This is a genomic window from Streptosporangium pseudovulgare (assembly GCF_014648055.1).
GTDB classification, from domain to species: domain Bacteria; phylum Actinomycetota; class Actinomycetes; order Streptosporangiales; family Streptosporangiaceae; genus Streptosporangium; species Streptosporangium pseudovulgare.
In genome coordinates this window covers 107,616-132,002 of the sequence record NZ_BMQJ01000004.1, presented here as the reverse complement: position 1 = coordinate 132,002, position 24,387 = coordinate 107,616, and the positions used below count along the sequence as shown (strand labels likewise).

Below are 24,387 nucleotides of genomic sequence, written 5' to 3'. Positions count from 1 at the left end.
ACGGCCGAACACCATCGGACCGACATGGCCGAAGGTCGCGCGGGCGGAGGCGGAAGCCACGTGGCCGCCGCGCCCCGGCCGGATCGGGACCGACCTGCCGGTGATCTCCCACTACTTCCCAGCGACCCGCGACCAGATCAGGCACGCCCGCGACTTCGTCGCCGGGCTGCTCGGCGACGGCCACCCGCTGCGCGACGACGCCGTACTGCTGACCAGCGAGCTGACGACCAACGCCGTCGAGCACGCGTGCGGACCGGGCGGGAGGCTGAACGGCGAAGCGGGTAAGTCAGGCGGGCCGGACGGCGAGGCGGGTAAGCCAGGCGGGCCGGACGTCGCGGTGGACAGGGCGGCCGGGGTGAACGACGGGCCGCGGGAGTTCCTCGTCACCCTCACCTTCGTCGAGCGTGGCGTGCTGGTCACCGTCCAGGACCCCGGCTCCTCACGGATCCCCTGCCCCCGCGACCCCGGACCCGACGCGGTCGGCGGGCGTGGGCTGGCGCTGGTCAACACGCTCGCCGCCCGCTGGGGCTTCCACCGCGACTCCCTCGGCACCGTCATCTGGTTCGAACTGCACTCCCCCGGCTGACGGTCCGCCCAAGAATCCAGGTCCCGCCCAAAAATCCAGACCTCGCCCGAGAATCCGACCCTCCCAAGAATCCGCGGGCCGCTCACCTCATCCGGGTGAGCGGCCCGCGAACCCGTCGAGGACGCCGGGTCACTTGGCCTTTTCGGCGAAGGCCGCGAGCGCGATGCCGAGGCCGCGTTCGTTCTGCCCGGCGGCCTTGGCGTCGGTGGAGTTGATCGAGTAGACGACCGTGCGGCTCAGGTCGCGGGTGGCGCCGACGCCGGCCGCGCTGCCGTACCTGGCTCCGGTCTTGCCGAACGCCACGATGCCGCCGGGCAGCTCCAGCCTGGTCAGACCCGAGGTGTAGACCGCGGGCTGGTCGCCGCCGTACATCGTGACCTTAGGCACCGTGAACATGGGCTCGATCTGCGCGGCGGGCACCACCTTGCCGCCGAACAGGGCCTTGATGAACTTCTCCAGGTCGGCCGTGGTGGAGATCAGGTCGCCGGAGGCCCAGGTGGAGGTCACACTGGTCTCGGTCATGTCCACGACGTAGCCCTGGCCGTACTTGACGGCGTCCGGGAAGCCCTCGGGGACGACCTGGTAGCCGTGGTTGTGCCACCCGCGGATCTTGATGGACTCGCCGGGGAGGTAGCTGTCGCGCATGCCGACGGGCCGCAGGATCCGGGTGGTCACCTCGTGCTCGTAGGACCTACCGGTGATCTTCTCGATCAGCAGGCCCGCCACGAACGTGTTGATGTTGAGGTAGTGCTGCCGGGTGCCCGGCTCGAACTCGATCGGGTTCCTCACGGCCTCCGCGACGTACTCCTCGGGGGTCACCTTCTCGAACCTGGTGGCGTAGACCCGCTCGAAGCCGCCCTCGTTCGTCGGCGCGGGCAGGCCGCTGGTGTGGTTGAGGAGCTGGCCGACCGTGATCGTGGGATAGTCGGTGGGCAGCAGCCCGGGGAGGTAATCCTGCACCGTGTCGTCGAGGGAGACCTTGCCCTCGGCCACGAGCTGCAGCACGACCGCGACGGTGAAGATCTTGGTCACGCTGCCGGCCCGGAAGCGGGCGCCCTCCCTGGCGGGCCGCTCGGTGCGCAGGTCGGTCACGCCCGTGACGCCGTGCCAGGAGCCGGCCGAGCCGCCCACCCTGACCTCGGCGGCGGTGGCGTCGGCCGCGGGCAGCCCGGCGATGCTCCGCTTCAGTGCCGCCTCGTTGATCGGCGGCACCTCGCTCCGTACGGCGGACGGCCCCGCCATGATCGCGGACGGTCCCGCGGTGACGGCGGCGAGCGCCGGGGTGCCCGCGGCCGAGAACAGGGCGGCGAGGGCGAGACCGGCGGCGGCGACGCGGGTGCGCTTCATCGTGGACATCTCCAGGGGTCAGATGGGGGAAGTACCGGTGATGTCGTCGATCCTGCCGATCCGGCCCCGCCGCGCGGATCGCCGACGCAGGCGATTTTCCCGCTCCCTCCCGGGAGGGAGTTTCTCCCCGGTCGCTCCCCCGCGACGAGGGAGGCACCGTTTTCTGTCCGATGTCCGGTGTCCGGTGTCCGGTGTCTGATGTCCGGTGACGAAATGCGGTCATGGAACTCGCCGCGATCGAAGCCGCTGTGCTCCGGGCTCGCCGGCTCCGTCCACCGCGTACGACCGGCCCGCAGGCCCGGTACGGCGGTGCGAGGCGGAGAAGGGCGCGCCGCCGTACCCCGGGTGTCAGGCCGAGGGCAGGAAGGTCAGCAGGTAGAGCGCGAGGAGCAGGGCGGTGGGTACGGCCCGCCAGGGCCAGGAGACGCGCGGCGCGGTGACCAGGGCGGCTAGCGGGTAGGCGAGCATGCCGCTGATCAGGATGAGGCCGAAGCCGCTGCTCCCCGACATCCAGGGAGCCAGGGCGATCTCCCAGATCGCCACCAGGAACGGGGCCGCCACGGCGGCGACGGGCCAGGCCGGCCGTACGCGCAGGAAATACAGCAGCGGCCAGGCGAGGACGATCGCCACCCAGCGGCCCACCGCAAGGACGTAGAAGAGGAGCGCCAGGCAGCCGCTGGACTTCTCGCACAATCTGGAGCCGGCGAAGACGTCCATCGACAGGAGGCCGACGGCGAGGAGGAGAACGGGAAGGATCATCCCGACCACCCCCGCCCGGATCATCCGGTCGGCGACCTTCTCCCCGTTCGGCGGCGTCCCCACCGCGGCACCGGTCATGCTCGGATGATCACACGCGTCCCGCCGTCCTCCCATGGCCCTGACGCGTTCGCAATCACGCCGATCCCGGATGGTTACCGGCTCGCCCCGCCCCCGCCCCCGGCCCCGGCCCCGGTTCCGGTTCCGGTTCCGGTTCCGGTTCCGGAGCGGCTGTGATCGGCCGTTTCACGACGGCGCCGCGTAACAGTGGACGGCCACCGTCCGGTGTGGGTTCCATCGCTGCTCGACGGTGGCCAGCAGTTCCCAGCCCATCCGCTCGTACAGCGCCGCCGCGGCGGTGTCGGACGCGACGACGTCGAGCACCGGATGCAGGCCGTGACGCCGTGCCTCCTCCACCGCCCGACCGACCAGCAGCGCACCGATCCGATGTCCCCTGGCCTGCGGGGTGACGAACAGCCTGCCGACCACGGCGGCCGAGTCCGGCGTCGTCCCGTTCCGCTCGCTCCACAGCATCGGGGCCAGGTCATCTTCGCCGCCCCGCGACAAGCCGACATGGCCGGCGAGGCGGTCGTCGAGCTCGGCGACCCAGGAGCCCAGCAAGGGGCCGGGTGACAGCCACTCGCCGGGCCGGTCGGGCCAGTTCACCGGGTAACCGTCCCGCCGGTGGACCTCCGCGAGGAGCCGCACGCACTCCTCGACGTCGTCCTCGGTCCTCCACCGGACGCGGCGACTCGGCCTCTCATCAGGCGCCCTGAAGCTCTCGATGCCCATCCCGGCATAGAAGCACATCCCGGATGGTCGCCACCCGCTCCCGCCGGCCGGGCTCGGTGAGACGGCCTCTTCGGACCCACCAGCAACCTTTTCCGGCGCGGTCACGTCAGATGGATCATGATTCTCGGTTCCTGTGCCGTCGTGAGCTGGGTCGCGCTCGGTGCGGCGTACTACTTCTCCTTCTGGCTGGACGACGGCATCCTGTCGCCGTGGCTGCTGGCCTATCCCGTGCTGTGGCTCCTGGCGGTCGGGCTGGCGACCTGGTGGGCCGTCCGCCTGGGACGGCGGCGGGTCCGGGTAGGGGCGGCGGTCATGGTCTGCCAGCTCGTCGTGGCGGTGGTGATCGCCGGAGTGGTCCCCTGGGAGCGGTTCTTCCGGTGGAGCTGGTTCGAGACACATCGGACGGCCTTCGCGGAGCTGGCGCGCCTGGGCGAAGGGCTCCCGCCGGACCACTCCCCGCTGCCGGAGCGGTACCGGGCGCTCGCTCTCGGCCGGGGTGCGGTGGAGAGGATGCGTGACCCCGAAGTGCCCGGAGGGGATGTGCTGTTCCTCGCCGTGGCGGAGTGGAAGCCGGAGCGGATCGGCTTCGCCCGCGTGCTCGGCGGGAAAGCCGGCGCGGACCCCTGCTCCCTCCTCAACGTGGCGTATGACGGAGATTTCACCTGCGCGGCCCTGGGCGACGGCTGGTGGTGGATGGGGGACGTCTTGGAGATCGAGCGGTGAGCGGCCCGCGGGCGCGCGTGACCAGCTCGGCGAGGGCGGCCAGGTGCGCCAGCGCGGCGACCGACTGGATGACCGTGAGGACGGGCAGGTACCACGGGGGGATGTGCTCGCTGAATCCGGACTGGTCGTCGGTGAGCACGCCGGTGCTCAGGGGGTTGTACACCTGGGCCACCGCCAGGGCGAGCAGGTAGAGAACGGCGAGGACACCCGACGTGAACAGGGCGCCCGGCCGGGTGCGCAGCCGCGGGTGCGTGCCGAGGATCGCCAGTGCGACCGCCGGGACGCCGAGAAAGGCGGAATTGACGAACATCGCGGTCCGCGCGGCCGGCACCACGTGCTCGATGAGGGCGGGGTCGGCCGCGTTCTCGGTCAGCCGGATGGCCGTGTGGTTGAACACGGCGACCACGGCGACGAAGGCGGGACCGAGTGCCATCAGTGGAATCGCCCGGGTGCGTCCCTCCGGGACGGCCGTCTCCCCCGTCGTGTCCTCTGCCGGGGCCGCCGTGTCCCCCACTGTGTTCCCCGCGGTCTCCTTCCGGGTGTACCGGCGGACGGTGGCCGGCCGTGCCAGCAGGATCAGGCCCGCGAGCTGGCCGGCCCAGCCGATCAAGAGGAGTGCCGCGAGAGCGGGCAGGTACCAGGACGGGGCGGCCGCCACCATGTCGAAGGGCGCTCCACTGAACAGGGCGCCGTTCACCGGGAACAATCGCGGGCCGTAGCCCGTGACGGGGTTGAAGCCGGCCACCAGGACCAGGCCGATCGTGTGGAGGACGGCGAGCACGCCGGCGAGCAGCGGAACCGCGGGCCACCGCCGTGCGCCCCGCCGGGCGGCCCGGGCGAGCAGCCCGAACGCGAGGGCGGCGGCCACGAAGAAGAACCCGATGAGCGCCGTCCGCCCCCAGGCGAACCCCGCGTACTCGCGCAACGCGACGGGGACGGCGTCCGCGTTCTGCGTCACCGACGCGTGTGGGAGCCGCCGGTCGGTCATGACGAGCGCGACGCCGTTGAGCACGGTGACGGCCAGACCGTGTGGGATCACCGACCACAGCAGTGCGATCGTGATGCGCACCTGCCGCGGCGGCGTGCGTGCCGTGTCGATCATGGTGGGTTGGACTTCCGCGCGGCGTGATCGGTTCCTCCGCGGCGCCGGGCTCCGGAATCACCGTGAGCGAGCCCGGTGGAGGGCGCGCCGCCGTACCCCGGGTGTCAGGGTGACGGCAGGAAGGTCAGGACGCAGAGCGCCAGGAGCAGGGCGGCGGGTACGGCGCGCCACGGCCAGGCGAGGCGCGGCGCGGTGACCAGGGCGGCGAGCGGGTAGGCGAGCACGCCGCTGAGCAGGATGAGGACGAAGCCGCTGTTCCCCGCCCAGGACGACTGGGCGAACCGCCAGATCACCACCAGGGAGAGGACCGCCGCGACGGCGACGGGCCAGGTCGGCCGTACGCGCAGGAAATACAGCAGCGGCCAGGCGAGGATGACCGCCACCCAGCGGCCCACGACCCAGGTGAAGCCGATGGCGCCGAGGCAGGCGAAGGACTGTTCGCAGGTTCCCGAGCCGGTGAGGGCCCGCATCATCAGGAAGGCGGCTCCCACGAGGAGGGCGGTGAGGATCACCCCGGTCAGTGCGGCCAGGAGCAGCCGCCGGGGAAGTCTCCGATCGGCCTCCGGCCCGCTTTCCTTGATCGCTGTCACCTTCCGAGGATGGCACGCGGAGGCCCAGCCGGCCCAGGCAGGAAGGCGAGAGCCTGCTGGAGGTTGTGCTCGGCGATCCCCATCATGGCGTCGCGGTCAGGGAAGTCGCCGTCGAGGAGCCGCAGTGGTCCGGCGACGAGCGACAGGTGCGTCGCCAGCGTGTAGAAGGCCAGGCGCTGCTCGTCGAGACCGCTTCTGCGCAGCCACCGGTAGTGCTCGCCGAAACGGAGTCGCAGAAACGCGTGCTCCCACTCGACGTCGAAGAACATCAGGCCCTCGATGTCGATGAGGACCGGGTGCCCGTACCGGTCCACCAGCACGTGATCCGGTCCGAGCTCGCCGTGGATGAGCCCGTATTCCGAACGCGGGCGCACCGCGGCGGCCAGCCCGCGGACCATGTCCTCCAGGCGGTCGCGACCGCTCTCGATCCGCGTGTCGCGTGAGGCGGCTTCGGCGAGGTCGTCAAGTGCGCGGTCGAGGACGATCCGCTCACACGAATGGCCTTGGGAGATGCCGCCGTCGTCGATCAGGGCGACTTTGCCGAAGCCCGGTCCTTGGTGCCGCTGCATCGCGCCGAGCGCGTCGGCGAGCCGCGACAGAGGCACCTGCGCGCCGTCCGGGTCCTGTTGGAGCAACGCTTCCAGCGTTGCGCCGGGCACATCCTCGACCACTGCGATGTCGGCCGGGTAGTGGCTCCTGCTCCGGTCGGCCGAATGGATCCGCGGGGTGCGGATTCCAAGGGTTTCCAGGCGCGTGTGAGCGGCCACGAAGAGATCGATGCCGGAGGCGTGCGAAAAGGGATTCGCATGGTCCTCGGCGTCGTCTTCATCGATCCGCGCGGCGGACCAGTAGTCCTCGGCGTCGTCCCATATGTAGACGATCGCGGTGGAATCATCATCGAAGATGAGGCGGTACACGCCTTTCTTGCTACCGCCGCGAAGCCGTGAGACGCCGGTGAGGCGATGTCCGGCGCCCAGAGCCGCGCGTGCGACTCCTGCCAGATCGTCATGTGTGGCAACCCTGCGTGGTCCGTCCACGATCAGCCCCTCCACGTGTCGACCGCGAGGCGTCTCTGCCGGAGGAGGACAGGGAACCGCCCCTCAGACGATCGGCAAGAGGTCGATCTTAGATGACGTCCGCATGCGTGGAGAAAGGGAGTCCGACGTCGATGGTCGAAGACGGACATGGCCGACCGCGACTCCATCGGCACCGTCATCCGGTCCGAACCCCCCCTCCGCCTGAGTCCGGCGCGCTCGGGCATGCCCGAGCGGGTTTGCCTGACGTCAGTGACAAGGTTCTAGCGTGCTCCCGATGGGCGTGCGGAGGGTGTCGGGCGCGGATCGGTGAACCGGTCGTACGCGACGCGGGACGAGCACGCGTCGGTCGACCGGAGGATGACGATGAAGTTCGCGATCAGCTACAACACGGCCTACTACGGCGTCGATCCCGAGGAGGTCGTGGCCTTCGCCCGGCACGCCGAGGACTGCGGTTTCGAGGCGCTCTACCTGCCGGAGCACATCGTGCTGTACCCCGGGGCGATGTTCGGGCCCTATGAGATCCCGCCGTCGCTGCCGTACGTCGATCCGCTCGACTGCCTGAGCTTCGTCGCCGCGGCCACCCGGCGGATCCTGCTCGGCACGGGCGTGCTGCTGCTGCCGTACCACCACCCGGTCATCCTCGCCAAGCGCCTGGCGACCATCGACGTGCTGTCCGGGGGGCGGATGCGGCTGCTGACCGTAGGGCTCGGCACCCTGCCGGGCGAGGCACACGCGATGGGGGTCGACTTCACCGGCCGGGGCCGTCGTGCCGACGAGGCGATCGACGTGCTGCGGCTGCTCTGGGGCGGCGGCGAGGAGGGCGTGAGCTTCGAGGGGGAGTTCTTCTCCTTCGACCGGCTGGTGAGTTTCCCCAAGCCGTCCGGGGTCACCCACCTGCCGATCCATGTCGGCGGGTCGAGCCGGGCCGCCGCGCGACGGGCCGGGCGGCGAGGCGACGGTTACTTCCCCGGCGGCGCGCTCGGTCCCGAGGAGCGCGCCGTACAGTTGGAGATCGCCCGTTCGGCCGCCGTCGAGGCCGGTCGTGACCCGGAAGCGCTCGAGTACACGCGCTGGGGGTCGATGGACATGACCGCGGAGCGGGTCGAGGAGCTCGCCGCGCAGGGGGTGACCCGCGTCGTGGTGAATCCCACCGCCGCCGATCCGGAGGGGCGGCGCGAGGAGATGTCCGCGTTCGCCGAGCGGTTCGCCCTCTCTCGCTGAATCGCCGGAACCCGTCCGGACCGCTCCCAACCTTTCGGCGCGGATGAGCGTCAAACTTCAAAACGCGATGGGAGAGCGACATGACTGAGTTCGCGCACCGGTTCGCGGCCACCGCGGTGGCGGCGGTCACCGTCACCGCCTTCTTCCCGGCGACGGCGATGAGCGCCGTACGGTCCCCGGCGGACGCGCGGTCCCGGGAGACGGTCTCACAGGCTCGGGAGACGGCCTCGCGGTCCCGGGAGACCGCCGTCAATCTCAAGGTCACCGAGAAGGTCCGTCACGCGCTCGCCGACGCCTACTGGACCCAGTACTACGGCCCGAACCTCAGGAAGCACCACCCGGGGACCAGCCGCAAGAAGGTGGACGGGCCGAAGAAGGTCTACTACGGCAAGGTCAGGAGCGCCGGCAAGGACGTGTACTGGGCGCTCGGCTCCATCGGTGTCAAGGGCGACCCGATCAGCTACCAGGACGGGCCGCACGTGTGGCGCAGGAGCGCTCACGGCGCCTGGTCGTACCGCGGCGACACGGGCGGCTGCCTGGACAAGGCGCCGAAGGCGCTGCTGAAGCTCTGGCACCTGCGCTCGTACTGCTGAGCCGGACGAGAGCCCGCCCCGGGCGCCGGGGCGGGGCCGTCAGATCAGGACGGTGATCGAGGTCCCGGCCGGCCGGAACCCGAGCGTCTCGTACACGCGCCGCGCGGGGTTCCCCTCGGTGACCGCCAGGCCGATCTCGCCCAGCCCGTCGGCGGCGGCCCGGGACAGGGTCGCCGAGAGCATGAGCGAGCCGAGGCCGCGGGGCGATCGGTCCGGGTGCCGGAAGACCTCGGTGACCCACGGCCCGTCGTTCGAGTCGGTGACCAGGACGCCACCCACCACTTCGCCTCCTCCCCCCGCGTCGTCCCGTACGGCGAGGACGCCGCACGGGAGCAGGGGGCCCATCACCTCGCCACGCATCAGGGGCGCGAGCTCATCGTCGAGGGTCATCTTCCGGGACCGGCGGTCGGGATGGCCGGGCGGGTAGGCCGCGAACCACGCGGGGAAGACCTCTGCGGGCTCGCGGTCCCAGGGTGTGAACCGCAGGCCGTCGGGGGCCGCGTCCGCGGCCGGCCGTACGTCCGACAGGTCGCACCGCATCCGGTGCGCGTGCCGCAGCGTCCGGGCGCCTCGCGCGACGAGACGCCGGGCGAGCTCGACCGGCGCCGACACCGCCCAGCCGGGCAGGCGCGACATGACGGCGTCGACGGCTCCCGGGCCGAGCTCCTCGACGTGACGGGCCCAGGGACGCCCGTCACGGACGTCCTCCACATAGCCGACCACCGGGGCGCCGTCGGCCCCGGTCAGTGTCTGTCGTTCACCGCTCATCGCGGGAGAGTCTGCCAGCCGCTGTGGGAGAGCCACGCGACCGGGGCCGTTCCGGGTGGCTCTCCCGCCACGACCGGTCCACCGGCGTCCCCGGGCCGGCGGGTCAGCCGGGCGAGGAGGTCGGCAGGGGGCTCGCTCCGGACCCCGGGGCGGACTTCGCGTGGCTGGCGCACCTGGCGTCCCACTCCGGGACGCGGATCAGCGCCGGGTTGGCGACGCCGTCCTCGCCCCGCGACCCGCTCGACGTGCTGGCGAAGGCCAGGCCCTCGACGCAGATCCGGGCGATGTTGGGGAAGTTGTCGGCGTTGCGGAAGACCTCGACGTAGTCGACGTCGCCGATCCGGTCGGGCGGGGCGCCGTTCTTGCCGCCGCGGTCGCCGAGCTGGTCCGAGCAGCCGGCCAGCAGCAGTACGGCGAGAGCCGCTCCCGCCGCCCGTCCGGCGGTCGCCGAGTGTGCCATCCGTCGCTCCCGTCACCGGAGGGGGACGCCGCGGCGGGCGCCGATGATCGCCGAAATCCTACAAAAGGAGGATCGGTCTTATATGGCTTACCCAGGATGAGTTCGATGGCCTCGGACCCGGTCCGGACCCGATCCGGCCCCGGTCCGGACCCGATCCGGGCACGGTCGCCCGCGGTGCGGTCAGAGGCGGTCGCCCGGCTTCGGAAGGCGCGGCGCGACGTAGTCGTCGCCGTCCTTGGGATCGGTCACGATGGACACCCGCGGGGGCGCGTACTGGTCGGGCAGGAGCAGCACGTCCGTCACCTGGTCGAGGGGGTAGCCGGCGCCCATGAACGTCTCGACGGTGTAGTGGTACCGGTCCTCGACCGTGTGGTCCATTCGCATTCCGGCCGTGCCACACGTCACCACCGTCCGCTGCCCGGTGACCGCGCACACGGCCAGCTCGATGAACCGTGACGACAGCGCCCATTCCGTCCTGCCGGTGAAGCGGATGTCGACCCGGATGACGTTCTGCGGCGGAAGGGCGTTGTTCCTGTCGTGCTCCCAGCCGGCGATCCTGGCGGTGACTCCGGAGACGTCGTTGCCGGTGACGACGACCTCGTGGGCGGCCGGTCCCGGCGCGCGGTCCCCGTCGGTCTCGGGATCGGCGGCGCACCCGCCGGCGGCCAGGACGGCGCCGATGACGCCCGCGGCGGCGACGCCGCGAAGCAGTGATCCGATGACGTCCGTGGCGGCGACGGCACGCGCGGCGACGCGGCGGGACGGTGAACCACCGCGCCGGGCCGTGATCGACGGATGCTCCACGGCGCGCAGCCTACCGCCCTCCTCTTCCGGCAGGCCGGTCGCACCCGGAACGCGGCTTTTCGCATCCGGAATATGGCTTTGCCCGCGCCGCGAAGGGTCGCTAGGGTCGGCGCGGGAAGGACCAGTGATCACTTCTGGAGAAGGGGGGCTGATGAATATGGCTGCCGACAGCCCTGTTCAGCATGCCCTCGGCCGGCCCGCGTGAGTTCGGAGCGTAGCCGGTCACCCGAACGACCAGGAGTGTCACATGTTCTCTTTCTTCTCTTCGGCCGGTACCGACCTGGTCACCGACCGCCTCGTCCTGAGGATCTGGCCCCGCGATGAGGTCGACGCCGTTCTGCGGGACGCCCGGTGCGCGCACTGGGCGGACGACTTCCCCGCCGAAGGCGACCGCGTCATCGCCGGCCTGTTCGACGAGTATCCCGAGTGGCTGGGCGAGTACGGTCACCGCCAGATCATCGAGCGCGACAGCGGTCTGGTGGTCGGCTCGCTCGGCCTGTTCTGGCCGCCGAGCGACGGCACGGTCGAGATCGGCTACGGCGTCGTGGCCTCCCGGCGGGGCCGCGGTTACGCCCCCGAGGCCACCCGGGCCCTGACGGAGTTCGCCCTCACCGCCGCCGATGTCCACACGGTGTACGCCAAGGTGGAGCCGTCGAATCCGCCCTCGGTCCGCGTGCTGGAGAAGGCCGGTTTCCGGTGGCTGAGCTCTGAGGAGGGCCTGGCCCGGTTCCGTGTCACGGCACCGTATCCGGCTCTGCTGTGATCCCCGGGGCCGGCGGCGCGCGCCGCCGCCGGCCCCGTCCCCGGTCGGCCCCGGCCGGTCCCGTTCCTCCGTCGTCACCGGGCTCGGGTGGCGGCGAGGAGGTCGCGGAGCGCGTCCAGCACCGCGTCGGTCTGCTCGATGTGCAGGTACTGGTGGGAGGCGCCGGGCAGCTCCCGGCGCTCCCCCCGGGGGACGGACGCGGCCAGCGCGGTGTGCATGGCGCGGATGCCGTCGTGCGCGGCGCGCATCTGCTCCTCGGTCATGAAGTGCGCCCAGTACGGGTTGCGCCCGCCCGCGGTGAGGAGGATCAGCGGCACGTCGGGGAGCGGCCCGCCGTTCCGCAGCTCGTCGTAGATCTCGGTCTCGAAGTTGGCCGTCTCGTGGAGCTGGGTCCGCCAGTCGGTGAGGTGGTACGCGACGAGCGCTTCGCGGACCCCGTCGGGCCATGCGGCCAGCAGCCCGGTCAGCGCGGCGCGGGCGGACGCGAGCTGCTCACCGGTGAGGTCCGGCATCGTCTCGGGGTCCGGCTTCATCCGTTCGTTCAGCTCGGCGGCCCCTTCGGGCAGGTGGTCGAAGATGTCCTCGTGGCCGGGGTCCAGCAGCAGCAGTCCGGCGACCTCGCCGGGGAAGAGCTGTGCGTAGCGGCGGGCGTAGAACGCGCCCAGCGAATGCCCGGCCAGCAGGTACGGCCCGGGCACTCCGGCGGCGCGCAGCAGACCCCGGAGCTCGCCCGCGACCTCGGCGGCGGAGCGGGGCAGGTCGGCCGGGTCGCTCCAGCCGGTTCCGGCGCGGTCGTAGACGACGGCGGTGGTGAACCCGGCGGCCGACTCCTGGAGGTTCAGGAAGTCCAGCCCGACCAGGCCGGCGCCGGGCAGGAACACCACGCTCGGGCCGCCGGTGCCCGCGCGGTGCAGCAGCAGCCGCCGGCCGTCCACGTCGTGGTGGCGTCCCAGCGGCGGCGCCGTACCGGCCGTCGTCACGGGACTCGCGGGACTCACGGGACTTACAGGACTCGCGGGACCGCTCTCGGCGGGCTGACCGTGCATCGTCGCTCCTTCGGACGGAGGGTGGGTCGGGGGCGCGCGGTCCGACCTTTCGCATGTTTGAGAACGGTAAACCCGATCAGCACCGTTCGCAAGATTGCGAACGGTCGGGCGCTCTGCGAGCATGACGCGGTGGACGCGTTGGAACTGCTCGCACACCCGGTACGGCTGCGCGTCGTGCACGCCATGTCCGGTGGACGGATCCTCACCACCGCCCAGCTGTGCGACCGGATACCCGACGTCTCCAAGGCCACCGTGTACCGGCACGTCGCGCTGCTCGCCGAGCACGGCCTCCTGGAGGTGGCCGGCGAGCAGCGGGTGCGCGGCGCGGTGGAGCGCAGCTACCGGCTGCGCCGGGAGCGGGCGGTCGTGGACGCCGGGACGGCCGCGTCGCTGCCCCCCGAGGACCACCGGCGCGTGTTCGCCGCCGCCATGGCCACCCTGATCGCCGAGTTCGGCGCCTACCTCGACCGGGAGGGCGCCGACCCTGCCGCCGACCTGGTGGGCTACCGGCAGCACGCGGTCTGGCTCGGCGAGGAGGAGCGCGCGGAGCTGATCGAGGAGCTGCGCGCCGCGATCCTGCCCCGGCTGGCGTACGGCCCGGCCCCGCACCGCACCCGGCACCTGCTCAGCCCGATCCTGTTCCCGGCCGAGGAGCCGCCGCGGGAGACGCCGGGGGAGACACCGCGGGAGACGCCAGGGGAGACACCGTAGGGAACGCACCACAGAGGACGGGGCACGGCGGACGCCGGCCTCGGCCCGCGTCCCGGCTTGCGCCTCAGCTATTCGGCGTTGCTAAGTACCGGTAGTCAGTGTTACTTTGTACCAGTACCTAGCAACGCCGAATAGCTGAAAGGAGGTGTTCCATGGGCAAGCTCGTGACGGAGATGCTCAAGGGAACGCTGGAGGGCATCGTCCTGGCGATCCTGTCCGGCCGGCCCGCCTACGGCTACGAGATCACTGCCTGGCTGCGCGACCAGGGCTTCTCCGACATCGCCGAGGGCACCATCTACGCCCTGCTGGTCAGGATCGAGCAGCGCGGCCTGGTCGACGTGGAGAAGGTCCCGTCCGAGAAGGGGCCGCCACGCAAGGTGTACTCCCTCAACGCTCAGGGACGGGAGTACCTCGAAGAGTTCTGGACGACCTGGAGCTTCCTGGCCGGAAGGCTCGAACAGCTCCGCGAAGGAGGCAAGTAGCCATGGCGGCAGAGCCGAACGAGCCGAAGAACCGCTACCGGCGGTACCTGGAGGTGGTCACCGGGTCGCTGGAGGACAAGCGGCGCTACCGGCGGTACAAGACGCGCATCAGTCAGCTTCCCCCCGACTACCGTACGGCGGCCGAGGCGATGGAGCGGTACCTGCTGCACCTCGGGCTGACCGACGGCGCCGACATGACGATGTACGAGGACCTCGCCGACCTGTTCGAGCGGAGTGCCATCGACGAAACCCCGATTCGCGACCTCTTCGGGGAGGACCCCGTGGAGTTCGTGGAGGCGTTCGTCGCCAACTACCCGGCCGGACAGTGGCGGAACCGGGAGCGCAACCGTCTCACCAGCGCCATCAAGCGTGCCGCCGGCGAAGAGCCCGCAGGAGAGGACAGGACCGAGTGATGACGACACAGCAGGCCCCGGCGATCCAGGTGCGGGGCCTGGAGAAGTCCTACAAGGAGCTGCGGGTGCTGCGCGGCGTGGACCTCACCGTGGCGCGCGGCAGCATCTTCGCCCTGCTCGGCTCCAACGGGGCCGGCAAGACCACGGCCGTGAAGATCCTGTCCACGCTGCTCAGGGCCGACGCGGGCACGGCCCGCGTCAACGGCTTCGACGTCGCCACGCAGGCCGCGGACGTGCGCGAGTCGATCAGCCTCACCGGGCAGTTCGCCGCCGTGGACGAGATCCTCACCGGACGGGAGAACCTCGTGCTGGTCGCCCGGCTGCGGCACCTTGAGAATCCCGGCAAGGTCGCCGACGACCTGCTCGATCGTTTCTCGCTGACCGACGCGGGCGGGCGGAAGGCGTCGACGTACTCCGGCGGCATGCGCCGCCGCCTCGACATCGCGATGAGCCTGGTCGGGAATCCGCCGGTCATCTTCCTGGACGAGCCGACGACCGGGCTCGACCCCCAGGCGCGCATCGAGGTGTGGCAGACCGTCAAGGAACTCGCCGCGCGCGGCACGACGGTGCTGCTCACCACGCAGTATCTCGACGAGGCCGAACAGCTCGCCGACCGGATCGCGATCCTCCACGAGGGCCGGATCATCGTGGACGGCACCCTCGCCGAGCTCAAGCGGCTGCTGCCGCCCGCCAAGGTCGAGTACGTCGAGAAGCAGCCGACCCTTGAGGAGATCTTCCTCGCGCTCGTCGGCGCCGACGGCGGGAAAGCCCATGACCGCAACATCGGCACGGACGCGTAAGGAGCGACGATGAGCAAGCACTTCCTCGGTGACACCGCCGTCCTGCTGGGACGGTCCCTGCGCCACATCGCGCGCAGCCCGGACACCATCATCACGACCGTGGTCATGCCGATCGCCTTCATGCTGCTGTTCGTCTACGTGTTCGGCGGCGCGATCGACACGGGGTCGGACTCGTATGTGACCTACCTGCTGCCCGGCATCCTGCTCATCACGGTCGCCTCGGGCATCGCTTACACCGCGTACCGGCTGTTCATGGACATGAAGGGCGGCATCTTCGAGCGGTTCCAGTCCATGCCGACCGCGCGGTCGTCGGTGCTGTGGGCGCACGTGCTGACCTCGCTGGTCGCCAATCTGATCTCGCTCGCGGTCGTCGTGCTCGTCGCCCTGCTCATGGGCTTCCGCTCGACGGCGGGGGTGTCGGCGTGGCTCGCGGTCGCCGGCATCCTGATCCTGTTCACCCTGGCGTTGACGTGGATCGCCGTCATCCCCGGCCTGACGGCCAAGACCATGGAAGGCGCGAGCGCGTTCTCCTACCCGCTCATCTTCCTGCCGTTCCTCAGCTCGGCGTTCGTGCCCACCGGCACCATGCCCGGCCCGGTGCGCATCTTCGCCGAACACCAGCCGGTGACGTCCATCGTCAACGCCATCCGCGCCCTGTTCGCCCGGCAGCCGGTCGGCACCGACATCTGGATCGCCCTGGCCTGGTGCGCCGGCATCCTCGTCGTCGCGTACGTCCTCGCCATGAACACCTACCGCCGCAGGATCTCCTAGAGGCCCCGCGAAGACAGCAGACCGAGAAGGTAGAGCGCGAGGAACGCCGCGGTGATCGCGGCGCGCCACAACCGGGTGAGCCCGGGCCCGGCGACCAGGACGGCGCACGAGTAGGCGATCAGGGCGCTGAGCACGATGAGGTCGATGACGATGCTCAGCGGAGGCACCGAGGACAGGGCGAACTCCCAGATCGCCACCAGGAACAGCCCGCCCACGACGGCGACGGGCCAGGCGGGCCGCACCCGCAGGACGTACAGCAGCGGCCAGGCGAGGACGATCGCCGCCCAGCGGCCCACCTCCCAGACCTGGACGACAGAACCCAGGCACCCGATGAACCCACCGCACATCCGGGAGGGGGACACCTTGCTCATCACGTACGCCCAGCCCAGAAGCGCCACCGGGAGGATCGCCCCGGCCATCATGGCGCCGAAGACCCGCCTGCCGACTCTCTCTTTCACCGTCGTGGGTTCCATCGTCGTCCTGCGCCGCCTTCCGGTTCTCCGCGCGTGGCGCGTTCGGTGAGCCCCCGAAGGGGTTCGACGCCCGGAGCGGGCGGGGAGTTCGGCGGAACCCACCGGCCGACCTCCCCCGCCCGCCCCCTACCCGCAGGTCTTCGTCTCCGGGGAGCAGAACATGACCTCGGGATGGCGGGGCGACGGCTTCCTCAGCAGGGCCTGCGGCTTCTCACGGAGGTGGAGGTCGAAGAAGGCCCTGACGTATCCGCGGGTGATCTCCACCGTGCGGGGTCCGGAGAGGGTGCCGCCGAGGTCGACGCCGATCTGCCTGGCGAGCAGGTCGTAGTCGGTGAAGGACGCGTGCACCGCCCCGGTCACCACGAGCCAGCGTTTCCAGCCGGTCAGGTGTCTCCAGTCACGGTCCCATGTGGGGTCCTCGCCGCTTCCCGGGCTGTGCGGTCCCCGTACGCCCAGGAACATGAACGGCCGCGCCAGTCCGCTCACGGGAATCGGGGCGAACATCCGGCCGTCCATGTTGATCCCGGCGCGCACCCGGGAGTCCTTCAGCATGGTCTCGGCGACGCTCGCGCCGCCGAGGGACTGACCCGCCATCGCGATCCGGGACGGGTCGATCAGGGCGCCGCCCCGCCACTTCGAGCGTGGTCCGACCAGCTCGGTCAGCACGAAGGAGGTGTCGGCCGCCCGGCTCTCCACCGCCTTCCCGCCGAAGTCGTCGGTTTCGAGCTCGCACGCGGCGCAGGTGGTGACCCGCCCGTCGGGGAAGGTCGTGGCGAAGGTCTCGTAGGTGTGGTCGATGCCGGCCACCACGTAGCCGCGGCTCGCGAGTTCCTCGGCCAGCGCCGTCAGCGAGCTCCTGGGCCAGGTGAAGCCGGGAGAGAGCACCACCAGGGGCAGGCCGCGCCTGCGTCCGGCCGGGCTCGCGTCGCGGAACGCGTTGGTGCGCGTCCTGCTCAACGCGTCGGCCGGCACGCCGGTCATCCCCGTTCCCTTCAGGAGGAGCTCCGACTCCTTCGGTGTCATGTACGGTGCCCGCCGCCCGCCCGGTGACTTCGCCGGGTACCACAGGGAGACCATGAGCTCCCTCGCCTTCACCCCGGGCACCCAGGGGTCCGGCCGGGAGAGGTCTCTCAGATGCAGGGACGTCGTGCCGACCGGATGGGGACCGGTCGGCCTGGGCAGATACGGCGCGCCGATCGAGGTGCCGACGGGTGTGCCGCTCGGGGTACCGTCCGGCGTGCCGCTCCGCGCGGCCGAGGGACCGACGGAGGCGGGCACGGCGACGGTCACCGTGGCCACGGACGCGGACACGGTCGAGGCGGAGGCCGACGTGGACGCGCAGGGGGCGGCGACCACGAGGGCGAGCAGCGCGGCGACGACGGCCAGGGCGCCCCTCGACACGGGCCCGGCACCGCTCCGCTCCGGCTTCGTACCGCTCGAACGGTGGTCGGTCCGGGTCGCATGCTCGCCCGGGCTCCCGGCTCCCAGCGCCGGACAAGGATCTTCGTATGGCATGGAAAGATCCTGCGGATTCGGGTCCCCGGCGATATCGGCCCAAAGTACGGTTCACGGCATCTCGAACCGTACATATGGCCGGTTCACCGGATCCTCGCTCCCGGTTCGGTCCCGGTGAACCGGCGCCGCGACGGCCGTGAACCGTCGCGGCGGGCCGGTGGACCTTCCCAGGGGCCGTGCGACGGTCAGGATCCGTCGGGGAAGACGGCGTCGCGGGGGCCGCCGTAGACCGGGTTCCGGTCGTAGTGCTCCTTGGTGACGAGGAGGCGGATCACCCCGGTGGGCGTGTCCTTCGGCCCCTCGATGACCTCCTCCGCCTCCCAGACGGTCCAGTCCTCGCCGACCGGGGTCTTCTGGACGCGCAGTTCCCCGTAGCCGCCGGGGTTGCCCGGGGGGATGCCCATGATCACGTAGACGACCTTCAGGCCGCGCTTCTCGATCTCCGGGACGGCCTCGCCGACGGTCTTCTCGTCCACCCGGTACCCGGCGAGCGAGCGGCCCTTGGTGGTGGCCAGCCGGTAGGGCGGGTGATACTCCTTCGGCTTGGGCGCGTCCACCAGCTCGCAGGGCCCCACCGGGCCCTCCATGAGGATGGTGCTGGTGCTGCCCTCCCCGATGGTCCAGACGAAGGTCTGGCCGGGCTTGAAGAGCCGGGTGTCGATCCGCATCCGCCAGCCGTCCTTCTCACCGGGGATCGACTCGGGCACGTGGTACAGGTCCCGCGGGATGTCCTTCACGTACTTCCCGCGCGGCTCCCGGCACATCTTGCCCTCGGGCGTGTAGTCGACGATGGCGGGGACGCCGAGCCTCCGCAGCTGGTCCGACAGCCCGGCGGCGTCGCGGAAGTCGCGGAGCTCGGCGTACACCACCCCGTTGGCGTCCCTGGTGACGGCGTAGGCGGACTCGCCGCCGCCCCCGGACACCGCCGGGATCGCGACGGCGGCGCAGACGCCGGCGGCGACGGCCGCGGCGGCCAGGAGGAGGCGCCCCCGCGGCCTCCTCGCCGGCGCCGCCGCCGACCGCGCGGCGATGTGCTCCTTGAGCTCGGCGAGCTGCCGCTCCTCGAACCCGGCGAGACGTCTCTCACTGGTCGTCATGACATTCCTTTCGCGATGGCGGGCTCCGGGCGGCGGGCGTCGAGTTCGGTCCTGAGCAGGCGGCGGACGCGGTGCAGCCGCACCCGGGCGGTCCCGACGCGGATGCGCAGGGCGGCGGCGGCCTCCTCGACCGGCAGTCCGTCGAGGTGGACCAGTTCAGCCACGGCCCGCAGCCCCTTCGGCAGGGCGGCGATGGCCGACAGGAGGCGGCGGGCGTCCCGTTCGGCGTCGATCCGCTCCTCCAGCCGGGCGATGTCGTCGGCGTCCAGCGGGCGCCGGCCCGCGGCCCGGTCCGCCTTATGGACCTCCCGGGCGGCCCTGCGGTGCTCGGTCGCCACGACGTTGCGGGCTATGCCGTACAGCCAGGCCGCCTGGCTGCCGCGTTCGGGCCGGTAGCTGCCCGCGGTGTCGACGGCGGCCAGGAAGACCTCCATCGTCAGGTCGGCCACCGTGTGCGGGTCGGTCACCCGGCGCGCCACGAAACGGCTCACTGACTCGGTGTGTCTTCGGTAGAACTCCTCGAACGCCTCCGGATCGCGCATCGTCCGCCGGAGGTCCTCCGCATCGGGTGCGGTGTCTGCCACCTGTTCCGCCCTTTCGCCGACCGTGTTCTCTTCCTTTCTTGTGGGGCGCGAAGGGAGAAATTACATTTTTCGCGGTATCCGCCTCAGTTCGGGCACGCGCATCCGCGCCTGCGCCGCCCGGCTGAGGGTGCCCGAGAGCGATCGGTCCTCCGTCGCTCTCAGGCACCCCGCCGACGTGCCGGGGTCAGATTCCGAACGCCTCCGGGTAGCGGATCGTGCCGGACGGCACGGGCCGCGTGGGATCGAAGGCGAGCGCCATCATGTACTCGTCCGCGACGTCGAAGGGCGGCCGGATGGCGTGACGGGAGGCCGGGATGAAGCCGAAGCGCGGGTAGTACTCGGCGTGGCCCAGCACGAGCACGAGGTTCTCCCCCTGCTCGCGGGCGGCGCGCAGGGCGGCGCGGATCGCGGCGGAGCCGGCGCCCTGCCGCTGGTACTCGGGACTGACGGCGCACGGGCCCAGGGTGAGCGCCGGAGCCCCGTCGACATGGCAGCGGGTGAGCAGGGCGAATCCGGCGACACCGCCACCGGGCGCCTCGGCGACCCAGGACAGGCCGGGGATCCACGCCCGCGGGTCGGCCCGCAGCGCCTCGACCAGGTCGGCCTCGAGCGGGGTGGGGAAGGCGGCGAGGTTGACCTCGCGGATCGGGACGAGGTCGGCGGCGGTCTCGGGGCGGGTGGTCCAGGAGATGGTCATGGCGGGGTCGGAGTCCGTTTCCGTGCTCGCCTGCGGGCGCAGGGCGTGGGTCTGTGGTGACGAGGGGATGACCGGCGGGATGCGGCCGGTCATGACTGCCGGTCCCTGAACGCGTAGGTCGCGCGCAGGTGGCTGGTGATGGCCTTCTGCCGGTCGCCGCGTTCGGCGCGCAGCCGCGCGTCCGTCCGCGAGGCCGCCCAGGCGTTCTCGCGTTGCAGCTTGCGATAGCTGTTGAGGCGACGCTCGGTCAGCTCTCCCGCCTCGATAGCGGCCCGTACCGCGCAGCCGGGCTCGGTGTGGTGGGCGCAGTCACCGAAGCGGCAACCCCGGGCGAGGTCTTCGATCTCGGCGAAGACCTGTTCCAGGCTGCCGGTGGCGTCGTGGAGACCCACGCCGCGCAGGCCGGGCGTGTCGATGAGCACACCGCCACCCGGAAGGGGCACCAGCTCGCGGCGGACGGTGGTGTGACGCCCCTTGCCGTCCTGCGCGCGTACCGCGCCGGTGGAGAGAAGCTCGTCGCCGAGCAGCGCGTTGCCGAGGCTGGACTTGCCCGCCCCTGAGGAGCCGAGCAGGACCGTGGTACCGCTCAGCAGTGCGGTCAGCACGTCGATGTTCTGGCCGGTGGCCACGCTGGTGAGCAGGACGTCCACACCGGGGGCCAGCGCGCCCGCCTCGGCGTGCGCGGCGGCGGGGTCGGGTGCCAGGTCCGCCTTGGTGAGCACGATCAGCGGCCTGGCGCCGCTGTCCCAGGCCAGGGCCAGCAGCCGCTCCAGCCGGGCCGGGTCCTGCGGAACGGCCAGGGAGACGACGACGGCGACGGTGTCGACGTTGGCGGCGAGCACCTGCCCGTGGGAGGAACGGGAGGCGGACGAGCGCACGATCGCGCTGCTCCGCGGCAGCAGAGCCACCAGTTCCGGGGCGGGGCCGGGGCGCAGCGCGGCCCAGTCGCCGGTGCACGGCGCCTGGAGCGGATCGGGCGAGTACACCGCGATCCGGGCCCGTACCGGCCCGGACTCGGTGACCGCGTCGCACAGGCCGCGGTCCACCCGTACGATCCGGGCCGGCACCAGGCCGGCCTCGCGGTGTTCTGCGAAGGCGTGGTCGAGTGCTCCGGTCCATCCGTAGCGGGACAGGCCGGAGTCGGAGAGGTTTGACAATGTGAGACACCTTGCGGGAAGGGGCCCCGACGAGACACAGGCGCCGCTCCGCCTCAGCAGCCGGACGGGCTCACAGCGGAGGGAAGGAAATGGGTCAGACCGGGGCCCGGGACGTGAGGATTGTCCGGGCGCTGCGCACGGCAGCGGTCTTCACCGCGGTCATCAAACCTCACCTCCCTCTCATCCGAGCATCCGACGCGTAACGATCAGCAGATTAGCACCCGCGGCCACCCGCCTTCTACGGCGTCCGAGCAGACGGACGCGACGGGCGGCGTCCCGCCTCGGCCGGGGCCGCCGTCCCCGCCGGCGGCGGAGGCCGGGAAGCGGCGGGCGGATGCCGCCCCTGCTGGAGATCACCGTCGCCTGACGGGGGCCACCGGTCCGGGGACGAAGCGGAGGCCCTGTTAGAGTTCGCGGCGTCTGCCGTTGATCATGACTTGAGGGGCGGTTGAGGGACATCGCCACCGACGACGTGGCCCTCGCGGGAGTGCTGGAGTTCGACCCGGAGATCTGGACCGGCGCGGGGAGAGGCGTCCGGGAGGCCGCCGACGAGCTGGCCCGGGGCGTGGACCGGTTCTGCCGGGCGATGGACGAGCGGCCCTTCGGCCAGGACGACCTGGGCCGGGCACTGTTCGACGGCGATCCCGGGGCGGGCGTGCCGGGGTTCGCCCGGATACGCGACGACCTCCTGAGGGACCTCGCCCTGGCGGTGAACCTGCTGCGCGAGATGGCGGCCGGAATGGTCGTCACCGGATGCGAGTACGCCACGGCCGAGGAGGCGAACAGCGGGGTCCCGTACGTGCCGCCGTGCCCGGGATGGCTGAGGGACCCGGAGGTGTATCGGCTTGAGCCGGGCCCGGGTGGCCTGCCGTCGACCACGCCGCCGCCCGGCTTCGTGAGCCAGGCGATCTGGTTCCTGGAGTCCGTGGGATTCGGAGCGGCGTGGCCGGACGGCGATCTCGACGGGGTGGCGCGGCTTCACGACGCCGCGACGGCGATGGCGCGGGTGGTCGGCGACGTCCAGGAGCAGATCGCCGGGCAGTCCGGGCGGGCGGTCCGGGCCGGGTCAGGGTCGGCCACGGCCGCGTTCGGACGGGCCGCGCGGCTGGTTCACGGCGAGGAGGGGTGGCTGGCGGACCTGCGGCGGCGGTGCGAGCACCTCGCCGGCTGCGCCCGCATCGCCCATGACGCGATCGTCGAGGCCAGGCAGCGGTTCATCGCGTCCGCGGCGTTCGTGCTGACGCTGATGCTCCTCGCGAGGCTGCTGGCCCCCCGGCTCGGCCCGGTGCTCGACCTCGTGGTGAGGAAGCTGCTCCGGATGGAGGGCCTGGCGCTGCGGATCGTCCTGCTGATGATCCGTCAGGCCGCGCTGGGCGCGATGTTCTCCGGCGGGCTGGGAGTGATCGACCAGTTGTTCGCCACAGGAACCGTCGACGGAGCGGAGCTGGTCCGGGACCTGTCGCACGGAGCGCTCGCCGGCGGGTTGATGGCCGGCGCGCACGCCGCGCTGCCCGCCCTCCTGCGCCGGGGCGGCCCCACTCTCACCGGCCTGGCCGAGGCCATGGAGTCCGCCACGTGGGAGCGGGCGTTCTCCCGGACCCTGGTCGGCGGGGCGGTGAGCACGACCGTGCTGGCGACCGTGGGATGGGCCGGCGGCGCCGGCTGGGACTGGGGGCACGCCGCCGGGATGGGATTCGGCATCTCCGTGCTCAGCACCGGCGCGGGCATCGCCTCCCGCGCCTGGCCCGCCCCGAGCTACGCGAGCCTGCGGGGCAGGGACTGGAAGCAGAGCCCGGCCAAGCGGTGGCACGACGTCAAGTGGGCCCTGGGGATTCTCACGATCACCGCTCCCGCCGTCTCCGTCTTCGCCCTCGCGAAGTTCGCCGAGGACCGGAGGAACCCCTTCTTCCTGCAGAAACGGGTCGGCCAGTTCGGCCGCGAGTTCGACATCGCCAAGGGCCGCACCATGTCGACGACCGACGGCAAGGACGGCAGCCTCGGCGCGTCGGATCCGCGGCGTACGAAGGTCGGCGCGCTCTGGGCGAGGACCAGCCTCGACGAGTTCGTCCAGCTCGCCTACAACGTCCTCTACAAGAAGGACATGTCAGTCATCAACGACCGGCCGCTGCTGGAAGCCGACAGGCAGAAGACGAGAGAGGCCGTCGGCCCCGTCCTGGGGCCGCGCTGGAACGAGGCGGACCTGGCCGGGAAGCCGGGGCTGTTCGGCCCGTTCCCCAACAAGACCGTCGAGCTCGGCCTCAAGCCGAAGACGGAGATAGGCGCCTACGACATCCAGCGGGGCTTCACGGGCCTCTGGCATGACCGGCACGCGAGCCTGGCCTCGGACCGGAAGATCCTCTGGGACTTCATCTCCACATACTGGCAGCGCATCTCCTAGCGCCGCGAAAGGACCGACGCGTGCACGAACTGAGCAGGCTGCTGGAGGCGGCCGGACGCGGGGACTTCCCGGCCGCCGACGGCTCCGTGCGGTTCACCGGCCAGCCGAGCCCGCGCGACTGCGGCGTCATCGCGTTCACCGCGCACAGCGTGGTGTTCGCCGACGTCGACCACGAGTGGCTGCGCGGCCTGCTTCCCGCCGATGACCTGTCCGCGCCCCTGCACCCGCGCTTCCTGCGCGCCCTGGAGGAGCGCACCGGGCGGCGGGTGGACAACGTGGACATGCTGCTGACCGCCGGACCGCTGACCGGCCCGCCGCCGATGCCGCTCACGGAGCTCACCGACCGCGGCCACCCCCGGGTACGGCGGGCCCTGCGGCACCGCGACGACGTGCGGGTGTGGGAGGCGGACGGCGGGGTCGTGCTGCTCGGCCGGGGCGTGGCGGGCCGCTGGGAGATCGCGGGCGAGGTCGATCCCGGCCACCGGGACGCGGGCCTGGGCAGGCTGCTGGCGCTGGCGGGCCGGCACCTCCTCACCACGGTGGACGGCGCCGCCCACACCCTGTGGGCACAGGTGGCGCCCGGCAACGCGGCCAGTGTGCGGGCCTCCCTCGCGGCGGGTTTCCGCCCGGTCGGCGCCGAGGCCCTGCTCATCGAGCCCGAGCGTCCCTGACCGGGCCGCACCGGTCCGACCAAGCCCGGT

At 71.8% G+C, this 24,387-nt stretch carries 28 protein-coding genes; 12 read left to right on the top strand and 16 right to left on the bottom strand.

What is annotated here, in order from left to right; genetic code table 11:
• Positions 1 to 100 precede the first annotated feature (100 nt).
• A complete protein-coding gene (locus IEZ10_RS10320; RefSeq protein ID WP_189246271.1) occupies positions 101 to 586 on the top strand; it encodes an ATP-binding protein in 486 nt (161 codons plus the stop codon).
• Positions 587 to 715: 129 nt separating this feature from the next.
• Here the strand turns inward: IEZ10_RS10320 and IEZ10_RS10315 are convergent, their stop codons facing one another.
• From IEZ10_RS10315 to IEZ10_RS10305, 3 genes are all read right to left on the bottom strand, one after another.
• Positions 716 to 1,933, bottom strand: a complete 1,218-nt coding sequence (locus tag IEZ10_RS10315) for a serine hydrolase domain-containing protein (protein ID WP_189246270.1) — start codon at positions 1,931 to 1,933, stop codon at positions 716 to 718.
• Between the two features lie 348 nt (positions 1,934 to 2,281).
• Positions 2,282 to 2,770: a hypothetical protein gene (locus IEZ10_RS10310; RefSeq protein ID WP_189246269.1), complete on the bottom strand. Its 489-nt coding sequence runs from the start codon at positions 2,768 to 2,770 to the stop codon at positions 2,282 to 2,284.
• Between the two features lie 165 nt (positions 2,771 to 2,935).
• Positions 2,936 to 3,481, bottom strand: a complete 546-nt coding sequence (locus IEZ10_RS10305; protein WP_189246268.1) for a GNAT family N-acetyltransferase — start codon at positions 3,479 to 3,481, stop codon at positions 2,936 to 2,938.
• Between the two features lie 141 nt (positions 3,482 to 3,622).
• Between IEZ10_RS10305 and IEZ10_RS10300 the strand changes: the two genes are divergently transcribed.
• The gene (locus IEZ10_RS10300) at positions 3,623 to 4,204 is read left to right on the top strand and encodes a hypothetical protein (protein ID WP_189246267.1); all 582 of its coding nucleotides are present in this window, start codon (positions 3,623 to 3,625) and stop codon (positions 4,202 to 4,204) included.
• Here IEZ10_RS10300 and IEZ10_RS10295 read toward each other — a convergent pair.
• The 3 genes from IEZ10_RS10295 to IEZ10_RS10285 form a co-directional block, all read right to left on the bottom strand.
• Positions 4,140 to 5,306 (bottom strand): hypothetical protein, encoded by a 1,167-nt coding sequence (locus tag IEZ10_RS10295; protein WP_189246266.1) that lies wholly within the window; start codon positions 5,304 to 5,306, stop codon positions 4,140 to 4,142. The genes IEZ10_RS10300 and IEZ10_RS10295 overlap by 65 nt on opposite strands.
• Before the next feature lie 104 nt (positions 5,307 to 5,410).
• Positions 5,411 to 5,896, bottom strand: a complete 486-nt coding sequence (locus tag IEZ10_RS10290; protein ID WP_189246265.1) for a hypothetical protein — start codon at positions 5,894 to 5,896, stop codon at positions 5,411 to 5,413.
• On the bottom strand, positions 5,893 to 6,813 hold the full coding sequence (locus tag IEZ10_RS10285; protein ID WP_229811124.1) for a phosphotransferase family protein: 921 nt from the start codon (positions 6,811 to 6,813) through the stop codon (positions 5,893 to 5,895). The genes IEZ10_RS10290 and IEZ10_RS10285 overlap by 4 nt, the downstream gene beginning before the upstream one ends.
• 483 nt (positions 6,814 to 7,296) lie before the next feature.
• Here IEZ10_RS10285 and IEZ10_RS10280 point away from each other — a divergent pair, with 483 nt between their 5' ends.
• Both IEZ10_RS10280 and IEZ10_RS10275 read left to right on the top strand, forming a co-directional pair.
• Positions 7,297 to 8,154, top strand: a complete 858-nt coding sequence (locus IEZ10_RS10280) for a TIGR03619 family F420-dependent LLM class oxidoreductase (RefSeq protein ID WP_189246264.1) — start codon at positions 7,297 to 7,299, stop codon at positions 8,152 to 8,154.
• An 80-nt stretch (positions 8,155 to 8,234) separates the two neighbouring features.
• Complete coding sequence (locus IEZ10_RS10275) at positions 8,235 to 8,747, top strand: hypothetical protein (protein ID WP_189246263.1); 513 nt, start codon at positions 8,235 to 8,237, stop codon at positions 8,745 to 8,747.
• Positions 8,748 to 8,786: 39 nt separating this feature from the next.
• On the opposite strand, the gene IEZ10_RS10270 is transcribed toward IEZ10_RS10275, so the two are convergent.
• The 3 genes from IEZ10_RS10270 to IEZ10_RS10260 form a co-directional block, all read right to left on the bottom strand.
• Positions 8,787 to 9,515, bottom strand: coding sequence for a GNAT family N-acetyltransferase (locus tag IEZ10_RS10270; RefSeq protein ID WP_189246262.1), 729 nt, complete (start codon positions 9,513 to 9,515; stop codon positions 8,787 to 8,789).
• Between the two features lie 103 nt (positions 9,516 to 9,618).
• Complete coding sequence (locus tag IEZ10_RS10265) at positions 9,619 to 9,975, bottom strand: hypothetical protein (protein ID WP_229811123.1); 357 nt, start codon at positions 9,973 to 9,975, stop codon at positions 9,619 to 9,621.
• Positions 9,976 to 10,155: 180 nt separating this feature from the next.
• Positions 10,156 to 10,779, bottom strand: a complete 624-nt coding sequence (locus IEZ10_RS10260) for a hypothetical protein (protein ID WP_189246261.1) — start codon at positions 10,777 to 10,779, stop codon at positions 10,156 to 10,158.
• A gap of 247 nt (positions 10,780 to 11,026) precedes the next feature.
• Between IEZ10_RS10260 and IEZ10_RS10255 the strand changes: the two genes are divergently transcribed.
• Positions 11,027 to 11,542: a GNAT family N-acetyltransferase gene (locus tag IEZ10_RS10255; protein WP_189246260.1), complete on the top strand. Its 516-nt coding sequence runs from the start codon at positions 11,027 to 11,029 to the stop codon at positions 11,540 to 11,542.
• A 74-nt stretch (positions 11,543 to 11,616) separates the two neighbouring features.
• Here IEZ10_RS10255 and IEZ10_RS10250 read toward each other — a convergent pair whose 3' ends face one another.
• Positions 11,617 to 12,540 (bottom strand): alpha/beta fold hydrolase, encoded by a 924-nt coding sequence (locus IEZ10_RS10250; RefSeq protein WP_229811122.1) that lies wholly within the window; start codon positions 12,538 to 12,540, stop codon positions 11,617 to 11,619.
• A gap of 177 nt (positions 12,541 to 12,717) precedes the next feature.
• Here IEZ10_RS10250 and IEZ10_RS10245 point away from each other — a divergent pair, with 177 nt between their 5' ends.
• The 5 genes from IEZ10_RS10245 to IEZ10_RS10225 all read left to right on the top strand — a co-directional run bounded on the left by IEZ10_RS10245 (position 12,718) and on the right by IEZ10_RS10225 (position 15,765).
• Positions 12,718 to 13,299 carry a helix-turn-helix domain-containing protein gene (locus IEZ10_RS10245; protein WP_189246258.1) on the top strand — a complete coding sequence of 194 codons (582 nt, stop codon included), beginning with the start codon at positions 12,718 to 12,720 and terminating at the stop codon, positions 13,297 to 13,299.
• Positions 13,300 to 13,451: 152 nt separating this feature from the next.
• Positions 13,452 to 13,781 carry a PadR family transcriptional regulator gene (locus tag IEZ10_RS10240; RefSeq protein WP_189246257.1) on the top strand — a complete coding sequence of 110 codons (330 nt, stop codon included), beginning with the start codon at positions 13,452 to 13,454 and terminating at the stop codon, positions 13,779 to 13,781.
• Between the two features lie 2 nt (positions 13,782 to 13,783).
• Positions 13,784 to 14,194 carry a DUF1048 domain-containing protein gene (locus IEZ10_RS10235; protein WP_189246256.1) on the top strand — a complete coding sequence of 137 codons (411 nt, stop codon included), beginning with the start codon at positions 13,784 to 13,786 and terminating at the stop codon, positions 14,192 to 14,194.
• A complete protein-coding gene (locus tag IEZ10_RS10230) occupies positions 14,194 to 14,994 on the top strand; it encodes an ABC transporter ATP-binding protein (RefSeq protein WP_189246255.1) in 801 nt (266 codons plus the stop codon). The genes IEZ10_RS10235 and IEZ10_RS10230 overlap by 1 nt, the downstream gene beginning before the upstream one ends.
• Positions 14,995 to 15,003: 9 nt before the next feature.
• Positions 15,004 to 15,765, top strand: coding sequence for an ABC transporter permease (locus IEZ10_RS10225; protein WP_189246254.1), 762 nt, complete (start codon positions 15,004 to 15,006; stop codon positions 15,763 to 15,765).
• On the opposite strand, the gene IEZ10_RS10220 is transcribed toward IEZ10_RS10225, so the two are convergent.
• From IEZ10_RS10220 to rsgA, 6 genes are all read right to left on the bottom strand, one after another.
• Positions 15,762 to 16,223 (bottom strand): hypothetical protein, encoded by a 462-nt coding sequence (locus IEZ10_RS10220; RefSeq protein WP_189246253.1) that lies wholly within the window; start codon positions 16,221 to 16,223, stop codon positions 15,762 to 15,764. The genes IEZ10_RS10225 and IEZ10_RS10220 overlap by 4 nt on opposite strands.
• 141 nt (positions 16,224 to 16,364) lie before the next feature.
• Positions 16,365 to 17,639: an alpha/beta hydrolase family protein gene (locus tag IEZ10_RS10215; protein ID WP_229811121.1), complete on the bottom strand. Its 1,275-nt coding sequence runs from the start codon at positions 17,637 to 17,639 to the stop codon at positions 16,365 to 16,367.
• Positions 17,640 to 17,938: 299 nt separating this feature from the next.
• On the bottom strand, positions 17,939 to 18,850 hold the full coding sequence (locus IEZ10_RS10210; RefSeq protein ID WP_189246251.1) for a hypothetical protein: 912 nt from the start codon (positions 18,848 to 18,850) through the stop codon (positions 17,939 to 17,941).
• Positions 18,847 to 19,434, bottom strand: coding sequence for an RNA polymerase sigma factor (locus IEZ10_RS10205; RefSeq protein WP_229811120.1), 588 nt, complete (start codon positions 19,432 to 19,434; stop codon positions 18,847 to 18,849). Before IEZ10_RS10205 ends, IEZ10_RS10210 begins: the two co-directional genes overlap by 4 nt.
• Positions 19,435 to 19,618: 184 nt before the next feature.
• The gene (locus tag IEZ10_RS10200) at positions 19,619 to 20,131 is read right to left on the bottom strand and encodes a GNAT family N-acetyltransferase (RefSeq protein WP_189246532.1); all 513 of its coding nucleotides are present in this window, start codon (positions 20,129 to 20,131) and stop codon (positions 19,619 to 19,621) included.
• A gap of 89 nt (positions 20,132 to 20,220) precedes the next feature.
• Positions 20,221 to 21,288 (bottom strand): ribosome small subunit-dependent GTPase A, encoded by a 1,068-nt coding sequence (gene rsgA / locus IEZ10_RS10195; protein ID WP_189246250.1) that lies wholly within the window; start codon positions 21,286 to 21,288, stop codon positions 20,221 to 20,223.
• 448 nt (positions 21,289 to 21,736) lie between these two features.
• Between rsgA and IEZ10_RS10190 the strand changes: the two genes are divergently transcribed.
• Positions 21,737 to 23,686, top strand: coding sequence for a sugar transferase (locus IEZ10_RS10190; protein WP_189246249.1), 1,950 nt, complete (start codon positions 21,737 to 21,739; stop codon positions 23,684 to 23,686).
• 20 nt (positions 23,687 to 23,706) lie between these two features.
• Positions 23,707 to 24,357, top strand: coding sequence for a GNAT family N-acetyltransferase (locus IEZ10_RS10185; RefSeq protein WP_189246248.1), 651 nt, complete (start codon positions 23,707 to 23,709; stop codon positions 24,355 to 24,357).
• Positions 24,358 to 24,387: the final 30 nt, after the last annotated feature.

Bases quoted from the DNA above. Each gene is read 5' to 3' on its own strand.
- IEZ10_RS10240 (WP_189246257.1), top strand. From the start codon at position 13,452: ATGGGCAAGCTCGTGACGGAGATGCTCAAGGGAACGCTGGAGGGCATC.
- IEZ10_RS10225 (WP_189246254.1), top strand. From the start codon at position 15,004: ATGAGCAAGCACTTCCTCGGTGACACCGCCGTCCTGCTGGGACGGTCC.
- IEZ10_RS10270 (WP_189246262.1), bottom strand. From the start codon at position 9,515: ATGAGCGGTGAACGACAGACACTGACCGGGGCCGACGGCGCCCCGGTG.
- IEZ10_RS10235 (WP_189246256.1), top strand. From the start codon at position 13,784: ATGGCGGCAGAGCCGAACGAGCCGAAGAACCGCTACCGGCGGTACCTG.
- IEZ10_RS10255 (WP_189246260.1), top strand. From the start codon at position 11,027: ATGTTCTCTTTCTTCTCTTCGGCCGGTACCGACCTGGTCACCGACCGC.
- IEZ10_RS10275 (WP_189246263.1), top strand. From the start codon at position 8,235: ATGACTGAGTTCGCGCACCGGTTCGCGGCCACCGCGGTGGCGGCGGTC.
- IEZ10_RS10295 (WP_189246266.1), bottom strand. From the start codon at position 5,306: ATGATCGACACGGCACGCACGCCGCCGCGGCAGGTGCGCATCACGATC.
- IEZ10_RS10305 (WP_189246268.1), bottom strand. From the start codon at position 3,481: ATGGGCATCGAGAGCTTCAGGGCGCCTGATGAGAGGCCGAGTCGCCGC.
- IEZ10_RS10310 (WP_189246269.1), bottom strand. From the start codon at position 2,770: ATGACCGGTGCCGCGGTGGGGACGCCGCCGAACGGGGAGAAGGTCGCC.
- IEZ10_RS10210 (WP_189246251.1), bottom strand. From the start codon at position 18,850: ATGACGACCAGTGAGAGACGTCTCGCCGGGTTCGAGGAGCGGCAGCTC.
- IEZ10_RS10315 (WP_189246270.1), bottom strand. From the start codon at position 1,933: ATGAAGCGCACCCGCGTCGCCGCCGCCGGTCTCGCCCTCGCCGCCCTG.
- IEZ10_RS10230 (WP_189246255.1), top strand. From the start codon at position 14,194: ATGACGACACAGCAGGCCCCGGCGATCCAGGTGCGGGGCCTGGAGAAG.
- IEZ10_RS10280 (WP_189246264.1), top strand. From the start codon at position 7,297: ATGAAGTTCGCGATCAGCTACAACACGGCCTACTACGGCGTCGATCCC.
- IEZ10_RS10265 (WP_229811123.1), bottom strand. From the start codon at position 9,975: ATGGCACACTCGGCGACCGCCGGACGGGCGGCGGGAGCGGCTCTCGCC.
- IEZ10_RS10200 (WP_189246532.1), bottom strand. From the start codon at position 20,131: ATGACCATCTCCTGGACCACCCGCCCCGAGACCGCCGCCGACCTCGTC.